13 protein-coding genes are annotated in these 13,496 nt (G+C 35.9%); all 13 read right to left on the reverse strand.

Features of this window, described 5'->3' with window-relative positions; all coding sequences use genetic code 11:
* Positions 1–152: 152 nt before the first annotated feature.
* The 13 genes from DM447_RS15300 to DM447_RS15360 all read right to left on the reverse strand — a co-directional run bounded on the left by DM447_RS15300 (position 153) and on the right by DM447_RS15360 (position 13,486).
* Positions 153–1,280: a GGDEF domain-containing protein gene (locus DM447_RS15300; RefSeq protein WP_112182056.1), complete on the reverse strand. Its 1,128-nt coding sequence runs from the start codon at positions 1,278–1,280 to the stop codon at positions 153–155.
* 322 nt (positions 1,281–1,602) lie between these two features.
* Entirely contained in the window at positions 1,603–3,384 is a 1,782-nt protein-coding gene (locus DM447_RS15305) for an ABC transporter ATP-binding protein (protein WP_112182057.1), read from the reverse strand.
* 32 nt (positions 3,385–3,416) lie between these two features.
* Complete coding sequence (locus DM447_RS15310) at positions 3,417–3,710, reverse strand: lasso peptide biosynthesis PqqD family chaperone (RefSeq protein WP_112182058.1); 294 nt, start codon at positions 3,708–3,710, stop codon at positions 3,417–3,419.
* Positions 3,703–4,629 carry a phosphoenolpyruvate carboxykinase (ATP) gene (locus DM447_RS15315; RefSeq protein ID WP_112182059.1) on the reverse strand — a complete coding sequence of 309 codons (927 nt, stop codon included), beginning with the start codon at positions 4,627–4,629 and terminating at the stop codon, positions 3,703–3,705. The genes DM447_RS15310 and DM447_RS15315 overlap by 8 nt, the downstream gene beginning before the upstream one ends.
* A gap of 124 nt (positions 4,630–4,753) precedes the next feature.
* The gene (locus DM447_RS15320) at positions 4,754–4,906 is read right to left on the reverse strand and encodes a paeninodin family lasso peptide (protein WP_112182060.1); all 153 of its coding nucleotides are present in this window, start codon (positions 4,904–4,906) and stop codon (positions 4,754–4,756) included.
* A 15-nt stretch (positions 4,907–4,921) separates the two neighbouring features.
* Positions 4,922–6,841, reverse strand: coding sequence for an asparagine synthase-related protein (locus tag DM447_RS15325; protein ID WP_112182061.1), 1,920 nt, complete (start codon positions 6,839–6,841; stop codon positions 4,922–4,924).
* Entirely contained in the window at positions 6,838–7,296 is a 459-nt protein-coding gene (locus DM447_RS15330; RefSeq protein WP_112182062.1) for a lasso peptide biosynthesis B2 protein, read from the reverse strand. Before DM447_RS15330 ends, DM447_RS15325 begins: the two co-directional genes overlap by 4 nt.
* Before the next feature lies 1 nt (position 7,297).
* On the reverse strand, positions 7,298–7,984 hold the full coding sequence (locus DM447_RS15335) for a response regulator (RefSeq protein WP_112182063.1): 687 nt from the start codon (positions 7,982–7,984) through the stop codon (positions 7,298–7,300).
* Between the two features lie 40 nt (positions 7,985–8,024).
* On the reverse strand, positions 8,025–9,203 hold the full coding sequence (locus DM447_RS15340; protein ID WP_112182064.1) for a phosphohexomutase domain-containing protein: 1,179 nt from the start codon (positions 9,201–9,203) through the stop codon (positions 8,025–8,027).
* Between the two features lie 101 nt (positions 9,204–9,304).
* The gene (locus DM447_RS15345) at positions 9,305–10,684 is read right to left on the reverse strand and encodes a sugar phosphate nucleotidyltransferase (RefSeq protein ID WP_112182065.1); all 1,380 of its coding nucleotides are present in this window, start codon (positions 10,682–10,684) and stop codon (positions 9,305–9,307) included.
* 80 nt (positions 10,685–10,764) lie between these two features.
* Positions 10,765–11,940, reverse strand: coding sequence for a nucleotidyltransferase domain-containing protein (locus tag DM447_RS15350; protein WP_112182066.1), 1,176 nt, complete (start codon positions 11,938–11,940; stop codon positions 10,765–10,767).
* A 6-nt stretch (positions 11,941–11,946) separates the two neighbouring features.
* Positions 11,947–12,246, reverse strand: coding sequence for a PqqD family peptide modification chaperone (locus tag DM447_RS15355; protein ID WP_112182067.1), 300 nt, complete (start codon positions 12,244–12,246; stop codon positions 11,947–11,949).
* A 28-nt stretch (positions 12,247–12,274) separates the two neighbouring features.
* Positions 12,275–13,486 carry a glycosyltransferase family 4 protein gene (locus DM447_RS15360; protein WP_112182068.1) on the reverse strand — a complete coding sequence of 404 codons (1,212 nt, stop codon included), beginning with the start codon at positions 13,484–13,486 and terminating at the stop codon, positions 12,275–12,277.
* Positions 13,487–13,496 lie beyond the last annotated feature (10 nt).

The raw sequence follows: 13,496 nt of genomic DNA on the forward strand, positions 1-13,496 counted from the left end.
CTTTCTTTATTCAGCATTTCAAATATATCACTGCAACAGGTATAAGACAAATACCTATAATTCCGTAAAAAGTGTCGGTTATTTTCTAACTCAAAGAAAATTAAGTTGATAGATAAACCAAAAAGAAGCAGAAACCCTGATATCCTGCTTCCTTAAAGGTGAGAAGTGGCAGGCTCTATACTGTTCGTTTTTTTATCTTTATACATTTTCTTATCAACAATAGTAAAAAGTTCATCTGCATTCATCGTTTTTGAATATTCTTGGTAACCATAGCTAAAAGATAGTCTATTAATAAATTCATCTTCATGTTTTTTTAGCAATAGATCTATGCTTGAGATAAATTGTATCACCTCTACATCCATTTTCTCAATCACGACAATAAACTCATCTCCCCCCAACCTTGAAACGAGTGAATTATTGTTAAAAACTCTCTGCAATATTTGAGCGAATGCGACGATCACTTGATCTCCTTTATTATGGCCATATTGATCATTTATGTTTTTAAAATCATCTAAATCAATTAAGATTACAGAAAAATACTTATCAGCTTCAATTAAGTGCTCTACATAGTTTTCATAACTTTTCCGATTATATAATTTTGTAAGATAGTCTTCCTCTGACGATGTAGTTTCCAAAAATACATAGGCAACCAATATTCCTAATACAATAGATGTCCAAGAAAAGTATAATCTTGAATCAAACAGTTGCACGACCATTCCAACTATAGGCAGCATAAAAAACACTAAGAAAATATTAATTACATAGAATTTAATTCTTTTTCTATTTATTATCACAAAGAGAAACATATAGATATATAGACCTGCTAGTACCAAATAATGAATCCATTTATAATCACCACTACTGAAACCATTTGTGACTGGATCAACTTCAAAATAAATTGGGTGAAATATGTTAATCATTAACACTATAAATGTAATAATACTTATACCTTGATAAAATATTCGTTTAGAGATTCGTTTGGGGGCTTTAAAAACATGGTAGTCAACATACGATAACATTAACCCACCTAAGATAGGTCCCATCATAAACAATAAAAAATTTGTGGAGTATTCTAACAAAAAGGAACCAAAAAATTGCATCCCATCAAATATCCATGTTAATGGTTCAATCACGATGGCGACTGCACTGGCTATTATAATTACCTTGAGTAGTTTTTTCCCAAAACTTTTTACCTTAGATTTCATTTTTATAATTAAAAATATCACCATTAAAATCATTATTGCAAAAATATTTATTTGAAATTGCACTAAATATTGCATATCTCGTCCCCCACAATTAATCTATCATCAAGTAATTGTTTTTATAGTTTAAATAATTATATCCATATTTTTCATCTGAGTCAAAACTCCTACTCCTATACACTTTTCATAAGGAAGATATAAAAGCTAAAAATGAGTTATTGTAAAATATAATTTATAATGTTATAAGTACTTAAATCAGAAGTAAGTGCACATAAAAATTAAGCAACCCAAAAAAGGTGCACACATACATGATGTGTGCACCTTTTTATACGCTTATGATGAAACAATAAAATGCAACTCCCAAAAGGAAACAGAGAACCACCCGCACCTCGCTTCCTCTCTATGCCTGATTGACTAATTTACTAAAAACACCTGTGGTTTCATCTGATAGTTGTTGGTATCCGCCTTGTTGTACGACTTTACCTTCATCTAATACGATTACTTGATCAGCGTTGCGGATTGTGGATAATCGGTGGGCAATTACGATGATCGTCATTGTGCCTTTTAATCGTTCTATTGCTTGTTGGATTTTCAATTCGTTCTCTGTGTCGAGTGCACTCGTTGCTTCATCTAATACTAGAATAGATGGTTTACGTAAAATTGCTCTAGCTAATACAAGTCGCTGTCGCTCCCCGCCTGATAACTTAATTCCTCTATCACCAATAACCGAATCCAGTCCGTCTGGTAATTTCCCAATAAACGCTTCAGCTGAAGCGAATTCAAGTGCTTCCCATAAATCAGATTCACTAGCTGTTGGAGAAACAAGCAATAAGTTTTCTCTAACAGTTGTATTAAACAAAAATGGATCTTGAGAAACATAACTGAGTGATTCTCTTAAAGAAAGTAAACGATCACCTTGCAGTGGGATACCATCAATTAACACCAATCCGAATTCTGGCTGATTAAGTCCCATTAGCAAATCAATTAACGTACTCTTCCCGGCACCAGACTTTCCTACAATTGCCGTTATTTGATTGGCAGGAATAAATAGATCGATATCCATTAAAGCGAATGTCGGTTTCTTTTTATCATAGCGAAACGACGCATGATCACATAAAATACCTTTCTCAATTTGAATCGGTTTAACAACAGCTCGCACCTTCTCTTTAAACTCGATTGCATCATTTGTTTCCTTTTGCATCGATCGAACTACTTTTAATGAAGGAATTGTCATAGCTATTTGCTCCATTGAACCTTGAATCCCAGCGACTCTTGGCCACAATCTTGAAAAGATAACGATAATCAGCGTTAATTCTGCTGCTTGTGCTGCAAATAAATGAATTGAAACAAAAATAAAGATTGCGATAAACACTGCCGAAGAAATTTTATAATAAACTTGTGAAGTAGCTTTTAATTGAGTGAAATTTACTTGTTGGTCCTGCATTTCCTTGGTAATGGAACGATACCAAACCATCCTTGGCTCTTCTAATGAATTACTCTTGATATCCTTGATTCCATTAATTTGATCGGTTATTCCTCCCATAAAGCGTTTTCCTAATTCAACATTTCTACTTCCTAATAACACGGACCGTTTTAAGAATTTACGGTTGAAAAATAACAACAGTAAACCACATCCTAAAACGAAAGTAGTAATAGTAGGCGATAGAATAAAGGCAAGAACTATTTGAACAATTGTAAATATAAATGAGGCTACTAAATTTAAAAATGCCTGTGTACCAGCATTAGTCCGTCCAATTTCTGTAGTTAAAATATGTATAAGGTCTGTTTTTCTATTTCTAATAAAAAAATCCCAATTCGCCTTTAGCATCGATCCATACGTATCTATTTGGAGATAGCGTAAAAACCCTTGCTGGATAATCGCATTCTTAATGGTAATATGTCTTTTTAACAAATTTTGACCTATAGCAATACCTACATAGGTTGTCAAAATTAGAATTAGACCAATAGTAGTAGAAAAGTTATCTAAAAAACCAAACAAATTTGCAAAGGGCAACTCTGCTGCATCAAGCGCTACAATACCACTTATACTTATCATTGGAATAAGCAGCAGAATGCCAACACTATCAAGTAAACCTATTCCTAACATTGCAATGGTATTGATATAAAGTACCTTACCGGTATGACCATGTATTTGTTTTAAAAAATATAAAACGTGTTTCATCTCTCTCACCTCCATATCCTATTTTTCAACAATCACTCATGAAGTCGAATTAGTCCTTCTTTAGCTAATTGATTAATAAAAGCAAGCGTCTGCTCCTCGCATTCTTTTTCCGTTACTTCATAACGATCGACAAGCTTTGTTACCAACGCTCGAATCGAAATCCCTTCTTCAACTTCACCCCATATTTCGCCACCTAAAATACCAAAGTTATAATACTTTCCATTTGTAACGTTTAACATTACTTTTTCCCCATTCATATCACTTACAATATTGCCCTCTACTTGACTAACTAGTTGATCAATCGATATAACATCTATTTTATTCATGTGAAATTTTACTCCTTTCAATCGTCTCTAACATCAAATCAACTAATTCATCCGCTGTAAATCGATTTGTTGGTCGGTGAATCCGATATAATGGTATCTGAGTTGCTAATTGTACGGATGTTTGAAAATGCCACTCCATCAAATTGGCTTTAGCAAGAAAAAAATTACGATACGTGTGTTTGAAAAGCATTTGAAATCGCTCTAGCCCCTCAACTAAATTGATTGAAATATGATCGTTATCCGATTTAGTAAGCTCAAATACACCTGCTAAAGGCGTTATTTCGTCAGTAAATTGATCACTAACTGGTATCGAGAATTTTGTTTCTCGATCAATAATCGGTTTGAATTTGCTTGTATCTCTACCATAGTAATCTAATGTTTTTATCCATAATTTTTGGTAAGGATATGCTGGAATAGTTACTGGTTTTCCTTGATTTGAAAATACAACCGGGATTATATCATCCGTAAGAAGTTGATATCCTTTTTGTAGAAATGCCGATGCTAGCGTTGATTTACCTGCACCAGAATCACCAACAATCGCATATGCCTTTTTATCAATAACTATTGCACTACCATGTAAAGGTAGGATCTTTCTTTGCATTAATATCGCGCCCATACATGTACCAAGTAGGTATAACCGTAGTGCATCTTCACTGGTATCTGTTACTGGTGAAACAATAATTTCATTTCCATTACGAATAAGAAAAGTAGCAACTTTATCAATACGAAACAGAATCAACATTTCTTTAACATAAAGCGTGTGCTTATCTTCTACTTTTTCCGACCAAATAGCATCTAAATCACCTGTTTTTATCGAAACATCTATACAAGAATAAGGATCCATAACTACACTTAATTCTGGTAATTGTAGATAACTGTCTATTGTTAATCCAAAAGCTTTATACATGTTTTGTTTCATCACTCATCCACTCTTCATTTCTAATTTTTTTATAAAAAAGAGCTCTTATAAATTAAATAAGAGCTCTCACATAACATCCTACTAATTCATTTTATAAGTAATAAACCTAGGCAATCACCTAATATTAGCTAGCACCAATCATAGGATTTCCTTCTGGATCTAGAGGGATTTGTTCTGAATCATTAAAATTACCATCAAATTTACTATAATCAGTTCCACCCATTGTCTTACTAACATCTAACACTTCTAACTTCGGTGCTTTCCACTCTTTTTTCATACGTATCACCTCCTTTCAAAAATTTTTAGTAATAAATCGATTGACAATCAAACAACGCATCAACAGACTATAATCAAAACCACGATATTCTTGTTGTGGTCCCTCTTCAGCCTTTGCTATAGCTTTTGCTAACAGTTCTCCATTAATAAACGCTAAAAAACTTGGATCCATAGTTAGTTTCTTCGCCTCATTTACGAAAGAATCCCAATCTGGTATCATCCGATGAATCCAATCAGCTGCTTGAACACCTCTAGTACGTTGATTTAGGCGAATACTGTCAGGCAATATCTTCGCCGTCGACCTTCGGATAAGCGCTCGATCTAATCCATTTTGTGTATATTGCTCTTCTGGCAATGACAAACAAAAACGAACAACTCTTATATCATTTGTTGGATCCCGTTTCCATAAGGAATAACGTAACGATAATTTGCAATCAAGTGTATTACCTGCATTCCAAGGAAGAATATCTTCAAATAGGATTCGCCTTTGTTGATATATATTTGGCGTGCCAAACCAACCTGAATCGTCGATACCATGTTCCTTTAGTTTTTGAAAAACACCTATTTTATCAGCAAATTCTGAATTAATTAACTTAGTGCCAGCAGTTTTTCTCTTATGAAATGGAAAAGCTGTTTTTGCAATCACAGGAAAAAGATAAGATCTAGCTGCACCTAATTTTTCACTATATGATTTAAGTTCTTGATAGAATCGAATCCATTTAAACTTTTTTAAAAGTACTGCGTAATGGTCTATTGGAGTTCCCCAAGACACCGTGAAATTCCCTCTATCCCCATTTAATAAAATGCCAACATCCTTTTCTTGTGCTTTTTCGAACATGCCACTTAACCAAAAAGAATTTTCAAGGAATTTATACGGCATTTCCATCACATCAAGATACGTATCAATTTCCGTAAAAGAACTTCTACCTTCAAAGTCAGCATAATAATCATCTATCCCTCCAACATATTCCACTGTTTGCTTAACAGCCGGACGCTCATTAGGGAATTGATGTCTCGGAGTATAATCAACAAAATCACTCGGTGGTACATAACTAAATGTATACAACATTTTATCGTTTTTCTTAAGTTCTTTTACCGCAAAACCAACTACCGAACCAGAATCCAATCCACCACTAAGTTGCGAACCCACATTACGATATGTTCGCAGCCTGTCGTTAACAGCTCGTTGATACACTTCTTGAAAAGCGGCTACATATGCTTCATTTGAATCTAATTTCAAAGCTTCTTTAGGATAAAATGACCCATATTTTTTAAGCTCTATTTCACCTTTAACTAAACTAAATGAATGAAAAGGAGGTATTTGTTCTAGACCTAGATAAGGTGTCATCCGCGCGTCGACTGTGTCAATCATTCCTGAGATGGCTAGAAATTCAGCAAGCCATGCTTCATTTAATTTTTTCCGAGTAAAAGGTAACTCAAGTAAAGGTTCGATCGTTGTACAAAAGGCAAAATCAGACTGGTTAAGATAGTAATATAATGTTCGATAACCAGAAGGATCTCTCGCACCAAATAACTTCTGCTCGCGCTCATCCCAAATCATAAATGCGAAGTCACCAATCAAATATTTCGGTGCATCTTCTCCCCATTTACAATAAGCAAGCAAAATCAACTGACTATCTGGCATCCCTTTTCTTTTCGCTTTATCAACTTGTAAGGATTCAAATAGCTCCGCTCTGTTATCAATGATTGCGTCGGCTGTGATCGCCAATTGTCGCTCTGGATTATAATAAGGCAAGACTTCACCAACAGATTCAGGTGTAATCCATTGTGCATGGCAACCTAGGAAAACATTTTCTTTTTGCCAAATACTTACGTCATCTGCAGGAAATTGACTTAAGTTATCCATCATACCTGAACTAGCTTCAGATGAGACGGGTTGTTTATTAAGATGATATATTCCAGCAATCGCGCTCATAGACTTCCCTCCTCTCTATCAATAAATTTGCCAAACACACTAACGACAGTGAAGTTATTCATCACACTACTACCGGTTACATAAAAAGGGCCGCTTCTTAACCATGCATGTGCGATCAGTTTACCTTCCTGATCTATAGCTGTCCCTAGATATAACGTGCTTTCTATCTTTCTTCTTTCTAGCATTTTCATTGCAGCAATTGCTTGAACGAGACACGCACTTTCCCAAAAGGTGTAACGGCTAATAAGTACAACCGCTTTTGCTATGTCGTTAATAAGCGCAGGGTTTGCGTCAATATTTTCCGCTGTCTCCTGTGATTTTTGACCCAAACTAGGAGCAACTCGAGCAAATGGTAAGGCTTTTAAAATACGAGCCCAAGCTAATAGAACCAATACTTCGACATATAGACGTTTTCTAGCAAAGGGTAAGAACAGTATTTTTTTTAGTTTATCCATGTCAACTTGTCGACTTCATCAGGATCTGCATCAGTTCTCTTCGACTTCTTACATGCAATTTCTTATACATCCCCGATATATAATTTTTCACGGTACCCTCTTTAATCGAAAGTTCCTTCGCTATCATCTGATTTGTCCACCCTTTATTAATATATTGAATCAACCGATAATCACGATCATTTAAATCTAGATCCTTTTCCTGGCGAAAGTGTTCTTTAATCGCGTACATGGATCCATCTTGTTCAATCCCTTGTAACGTTACTAACCGCTCAGAAAAATGGTGAATAAGATGTTGTGGTGCAACAAATTGTCCTTCGATAATAAACCGTAACATTTGTTTAAATTGGTCTAAACTCGATTCCTTTAATACGTAACCATCTATCCCAACAGATAATGCCTTCTCAATAAAAGATTCACCAGCTAAATCCGTTAACAAAACAACCTTTGTTTTCGGAAATAAATCTTTTAATTTCTCTGCGCAAATAACACCAGCCATTTTTTGCGTTTGAATATCTAGTAAACAGAGATCAGGAAAGACTTCTCTTCTATTAATAAATTCAATTGCTTCTTCCCCGCTATCGACACTTGCGATCACAAAGAATTCATCCATTTCTCTAAATATATTTATAATCATTTCACGAAAGAGTAACTGATCTTCAGCAATTAATACCGTATACTTTTTATTCATCCTATTCTCTCCTTGCGTCAGTCAAAACGCTTTTCATCCATCACCCACCAGATTTCTCGGTAATTTCTAACAGTCCTTCAAACAGCGTCATTGCTTTTGATTTATAATAAACCGCTACTTCAGCAAGCAACATACAGATTTGAACCGCGTCTCTCGCTTTTAAAAACTCTTGCCCACTATTAAGTGGCATGTTTACTATATTATTCAGATAATCCAGAAGTAACGCATTCCTCTCCGTTTTCGTGAGTACCTGATAAATGTCCTCGCAATTTTTAACTGCAACGCCCACTTGATTCACATCTGGATCTGTTGCAAATAGAATAGCCGCATCTAAACGTGCACCATATTCTATCGCTAGTGTATAAGCCTCTATGTCTTCTGGATTTAAGCACGTTACCGTAGAAAAAGTCGGATCTGCTAACTCTTGCTCAACCACGACATGGACATTCGTAAAGCCAATCGAATCAAAACAGTTTCGGACGAGTGAATTACCAGCACCATGTAAAGGTGTGTATACTATACATAAATCATGATAGGCTTGGATCAGCTCGGCTTTACCAGTTATCTTTTTAAGTTCCATCATATACGCTCGTTCCAATTCATTATCATGAAGAATCTTTAATAATTTCAAATGAAGTAGTTCATCTTTATCTGCTATTTTAATCGCTAATTGTTCTTTCACTTGATTCACTTTGTAGATTAATAATCCAGCTTCCTCGTCAGAAAGATTCTCTCCATCTGGTCCATAAACTCTGAATCCATTATATTCTGCTGTATGTTGCCCCGCTGTTATCATCACACCTGCGTAAGCATGTAAATAACGAATAGCGAAATTGAGCAGTGGCACCGGGCGCAATCGGTCAAACAAATAAACAGGGATACCATGAATACCCAAGGTTTTAACTACTTCTAAAGCAAACTCCGTTGATCGAAAGCGTGAATCATAGGCAATTACGACCCCTCTTACACGGTGATAAATACTTTGTGCTTCCATATAACGAGCTAAACCTTCAGCTGCTTTTCTGATCGTATAGATATTGATTCGATTTGGCCCTGGACCAATTTCTCCGCACATACCATCTTGATCAAACGTAATCGTTTGATCAAAACAATCTTCTAATTCGCTTAGATCCCTTTCAAAAACTTTTAATTGATGTCTGATCCCACTATCCAGATCATCAAATTGTTTCCACTTCTCATATTCCTCTATCCAATCCATAGGCCCTCCTCCTCAAAAGCTGCTGCTCCTGTTAGAAATCAATTTTATTAACTTGCTAGCATGTTAGATTCTTGCTTTTGAGAAGAAGCATGGCTTAAACGTTAGTTACTTAACATATACGCGCGCATAATGTCTTCAATATCTTCCCATTTCATTGCGAATCGATGAACATCTTCTTCTACTAATTCACTACCTGTTTGTACTTCAATGAACTCCATATCAGTAGTTGCTCTAATCGCATGTTTCGTAGCTAATGGGATATTTAGTACGTCACCAGATCTGACGTGACGAATTTGATCGTCAAGCACTAAGACACCATCACCTTTTATCACCGTCCATATCTCACTTCGTTTGTAGTGAACATGGTAGCTAAGGTTTTTACCAGCATTTATACCAATTCTTTTCGTTAAAACTTCGTTGCCTTCTTGATATTTTGTGTATTCTAGTACACGATACCAGCCCCATCTTCTTTCCTCATACATGGGACGACCGGCAAATCCATTAACATAATCTTTCACTTTCGCACTGGCAGCTTTATCTGAAACAAGAATGCCATCAGGGCTTGCAGCAATTACCACATTATCCAAACCAATCAATGCAATCGGAATATCCAACTCATTAACGATATGAGAATTCTCTAGTGTTTCATCAATTATTCCTTTGCCTACCAAATTCGATGCCATTTCTTCTGTTAGTGTGTTCCATGTACCAAGGTCTTTCCAAAAACCGTCATATGGTAGCGCGACAATATGTTTTGCTTTCTCAACTACTTCATAATCAAAACTTGTTTTAGGTAAAAGTGGATACTGTTTTAAGAGCGCGTCATATTGAATCGGCAATCCTTTTTCTTTTAATAGATTTAAAATATAATCCAACCGAAAGGCGAACACCCCACAGTTCCATAATGCATCATTCAAAATCAGCTCTGTCGCAGTCACTTCATTTGGTTTCTCTTTAAATGAATCAACCGTTACATAACGCTTTTCATCAGCTTTTTTCGGAACAATATAGCCATATTTTTCTGAAGGATACGTTGGTGTCACACCCATTAACGCTAAATCTGCATCAGATTCTAGCAAGATATCCTCTAATTCTTTTACTTTCGAAAAAAAGTGATCCTCTACATAAGGATCAACTGGTAGCATTGCGACCACTTCATCCGGACTACAACCCTTCACATCAAACAAGTAAACAGCAGCAAGTGCAATTGCAGGAAACGTGTCACGACGTTCCGGTTCTACTACCATTGGTACACCTACGCCAATCTGATTATGGATCATATCAACTTGATTCTTACTTGTTGCAATAATAGAATCTTTCGCTAAATCATTCTTTGTTAATTGTCCCCAAACGCGCTGAACCATTGATTCTTTATCAGCAAATTCATTTGTTAATACTTTCAAGAACTGTTTCGACCTAGCATCATTTGATAGTGGCCATAATCGTTTACCAGAACCTCCAGATAAGAGTACGAGTTTCATATTATCCCTTCCTTTCTATTATTTTTAAGTATTAAAAAAATCAACTGATATAACAGTTGATTAATAGACATAGTGAACGACTAACCTTTGACAGAGAAGAACCGTCTGCGCGTATAGCGCCACAATCCGAGGATAGGCCGTAATGGTATATAGAGAAAATAAAGTGACTTTGGTAATGGGAGTACTTGTGCATCCCATGAATTCGGGTAGGCTTTTCGAATAAAAAATTGCCATTTCTGAGAGCGATTTTTAATACTGTACAGATAATCCGTACAGCTCTTTTCCCACCCTGATGGTGGATGATCTACATCTACTTTATTCTCGATAAAAGTTGCTGCTTTTTTGGCGAGACTTCTTGCCTTATGAGATGATCCGTATGGTAGTAATTCTGCTGGTATTGGTTGATCTAAAACATCACTAACAAGATGAACATATTGCCCAATTAGGTAACTATAGTTGCACTTTTTCAATAAGAAAATCAATCTTTGATGATCGTCTGTTCGTTTAAGTAATTGATCAATATCTGTCAACCATCTCAATCTAAACCAGCCATGTCGTGCGCCGTGGGTGATTAAATGATACAGTAGATATGCTTCATCGAGCCCATAAACTGCAGATGTCGTGACCGGAACACGGATTTTATGTTGCCACATCTCCTTGAAACTTGGTTCATTTGTCGGACCTGGGTTTAACTTCCAATGGATCTCAATTTCGCAACCTTTTTCTTTATTGTAGAATTCAATATGATGATTCTGCACCTTCCAGTCTTCCAGCATTCTTGGCGGTTCATATGCTATCTGATAACCAAGCGTACCGAGAACGTCAGTCATTTTATCTAAATCTTCTAAATCTATTAATACATCCAAATCATTCGATGTCCGTGAAGATAAATCCTCGTATAATTGATAAGAAAGAATAGGCCCTTTTAAGATGATCACATTTAGACTATGTTGTTGGAACACGTGACATACACGTTCCATTTCAGCAGTTAGTTGCATCATTCGCATCGTATTCTCTACGTAATGACGATGTAAAGAAGCAACTACCTCAGTTGGAACAAGCGGACTATCTAGCAGCTTGATATTTTTATAGATAGTCGGATAAACACGATGGTAGCTCGTTAGTTCTAAAAACACTTCCCAATTCACCTTTGAAAACAAGTGCTTATTCTGCTTGAGTAGCTTCACTTTTTCACTATCTAAAAGCTCTATTAATAATGTAAGTTCATTAGACCGATGACCAACCAATTTTTTCATCAATAATCACCTTGATTCCTGGTCCGTTTCAATTAAACCTGTCGCTAATAATTCCGTTATAAACTGTTCAACGATACTTCTACACTCCTCATTCGTAACCTCAAATTCAGTAGTTAAAATAGTAACAATCTGATCGATCGTAGCTGCCATCGAAAGAACTTCCCAAATGACTTGCCCTATTTCGCCTAGGTCGTAACATGTGCCATTGTCCATATTTACGACCATCTGCTTCTGTTCATTACTATGAATCACATTATCTTTGGATTGAATATACATTTGCTGATTGGTCAATTGACTGTTAATCATTCAAACTATACCCCCTTATCCTAGTTACTTACATCCTCACTTTGTACACTCTCTTCTGCCACTTAATACCTGTAATTGAAAATGTCTGTGTGACTGTTTTCTCTTCTACAGGTGACAACTCTTCTTGTCTACTCGCTATTTTCGCATCAACAAAATCCTTTATTTCTGTCCGAAAGCGATCTGGTGAAAACTTAATAGCGTGTGCTCGACAATGCTGTGGATTTATTTCTAACAGTTCAAATTGTGCAACAGCATTTTTGATAGCTTCAGCTGTTTGATGATAAAAAAATAAACCAGTAGGATCTACTGATTCATTAAACCCCCGAACAGTTTCCCGAGAGCCCCCTTTACCGTATGCAATCACAGGCGTCCCGCATGCCTGTGCTTCTAATGGTGTGATTCCAAAATCCTCTTCCGCAGCAAAAATAAACCCCTTCGCACGTTGCATATGACTTTTCAATACATCAAAAGATTGATAACCAAGCAATTTAACATTCGGACCGGCTTTCGCTTTAATCTTCTTAAAGTCAGGACCATCGCCAATAACAATCAACTTCTTATCCGGCATCAATGAAAAAGCTTCAACAATCGCATCAATCTTTTTATACGGAACCATTCGAGAAGCAGTTAAATAGAAATCTTCTTTTTGTTCATGAAAAGCAAATGCTGATACATCAACAGGTGGATAAATCGTTTCAGACTCTCTACGATAAACTTTCCAAATTCTTCTGCCAATAAAATCTGAAACAGATATAAAAAAATCTACACCATTCGAAGTCCTGGAATCCCAGTTTCGAACTTTGTGTAGAAGATATCTAGTAACAAAACCTTTAATTCCTTTGTCCATACCAGTTTCTCTTAAATATTGGTGTTGTAAATCCCAAGCATAGCGAATAGGTGAATACACATAAGAAATATGTAACTGATCAGGTCCAGTGATAACCCCTTTAGCTACAGCATGAGAACTAGAAATAATTAAATCATATTCCGATAAATCCAACTGTTCAATTGCTAAAGGCATAAACGGAAGATAATTCCGATATTTACGTTTGGAAAATGGCAACTTCTGAATAAATGTTGTCTTAACCTTTTTATTCATAATAAAGTCACGCTGACCTTCTGGTAAGTAATCAACCGTACTAAACAGATCAGCATCCGGATAGATCTTCAGCATTTCTTCTAAGACTTTTTCCGCACCACTGTAGACTACAAGCCAATCGTGGATGATAGCTGTTTTCATATAATCCCTC

Source organism: Paraliobacillus zengyii (genome assembly GCF_003268595.1).
Lineage (GTDB): Bacteria > Bacillota > Bacilli > Bacillales > Amphibacillaceae > Paraliobacillus_A > Paraliobacillus_A zengyii.

What these genes read in the sequence shown, in the direction of transcription:
- DM447_RS15320 (WP_112182060.1), bottom strand. Translation starts at nt 4,906, where the DNA reads ATGAAAAAAGAGTGGAAAGCACCGAAGTTAGAAGTGTTAGATGTTAGT.
- DM447_RS15315 (WP_112182059.1), bottom strand. Translation starts at nt 4,629, where the DNA reads ATGAAACAAAACATGTATAAAGCTTTTGGATTAACAATAGACAGTTAT.
- DM447_RS15310 (WP_112182058.1), bottom strand. Translation starts at nt 3,710, where the DNA reads ATGAATAAAATAGATGTTATATCGATTGATCAACTAGTTAGTCAAGTA.
- DM447_RS15335 (WP_112182063.1), bottom strand. Translation starts at nt 7,984, where the DNA reads ATGAATAAAAAGTATACGGTATTAATTGCTGAAGATCAGTTACTCTTT.
- DM447_RS15360 (WP_112182068.1), bottom strand. Translation starts at nt 13,486, where the DNA reads ATGAAAACAGCTATCATCCACGATTGGCTTGTAGTCTACAGTGGTGCG.
- DM447_RS15330 (WP_112182062.1), bottom strand. Translation starts at nt 7,296, where the DNA reads ATGGATAAACTAAAAAAAATACTGTTCTTACCCTTTGCTAGAAAACGT.
- DM447_RS15350 (WP_112182066.1), bottom strand. Translation starts at nt 11,940, where the DNA reads ATGAAAAAATTGGTTGGTCATCGGTCTAATGAACTTACATTATTAATA.
- DM447_RS15300 (WP_112182056.1), bottom strand. Translation starts at nt 1,280, where the DNA reads ATGCAATATTTAGTGCAATTTCAAATAAATATTTTTGCAATAATGATT.
- DM447_RS15305 (WP_112182057.1), bottom strand. Translation starts at nt 3,384, where the DNA reads ATGAAACACGTTTTATATTTTTTAAAACAAATACATGGTCATACCGGT.
- DM447_RS15325 (WP_112182061.1), bottom strand. Translation starts at nt 6,841, where the DNA reads ATGAGCGCGATTGCTGGAATATATCATCTTAATAAACAACCCGTCTCA.
- DM447_RS15355 (WP_112182067.1), bottom strand. Translation starts at nt 12,246, where the DNA reads ATGATTAACAGTCAATTGACCAATCAGCAAATGTATATTCAATCCAAA.
- DM447_RS15340 (WP_112182064.1), bottom strand. Translation starts at nt 9,203, where the DNA reads ATGGATTGGATAGAGGAATATGAGAAGTGGAAACAATTTGATGATCTG.
- DM447_RS15345 (WP_112182065.1), bottom strand. Translation starts at nt 10,684, where the DNA reads ATGAAACTCGTACTCTTATCTGGAGGTTCTGGTAAACGATTATGGCCA.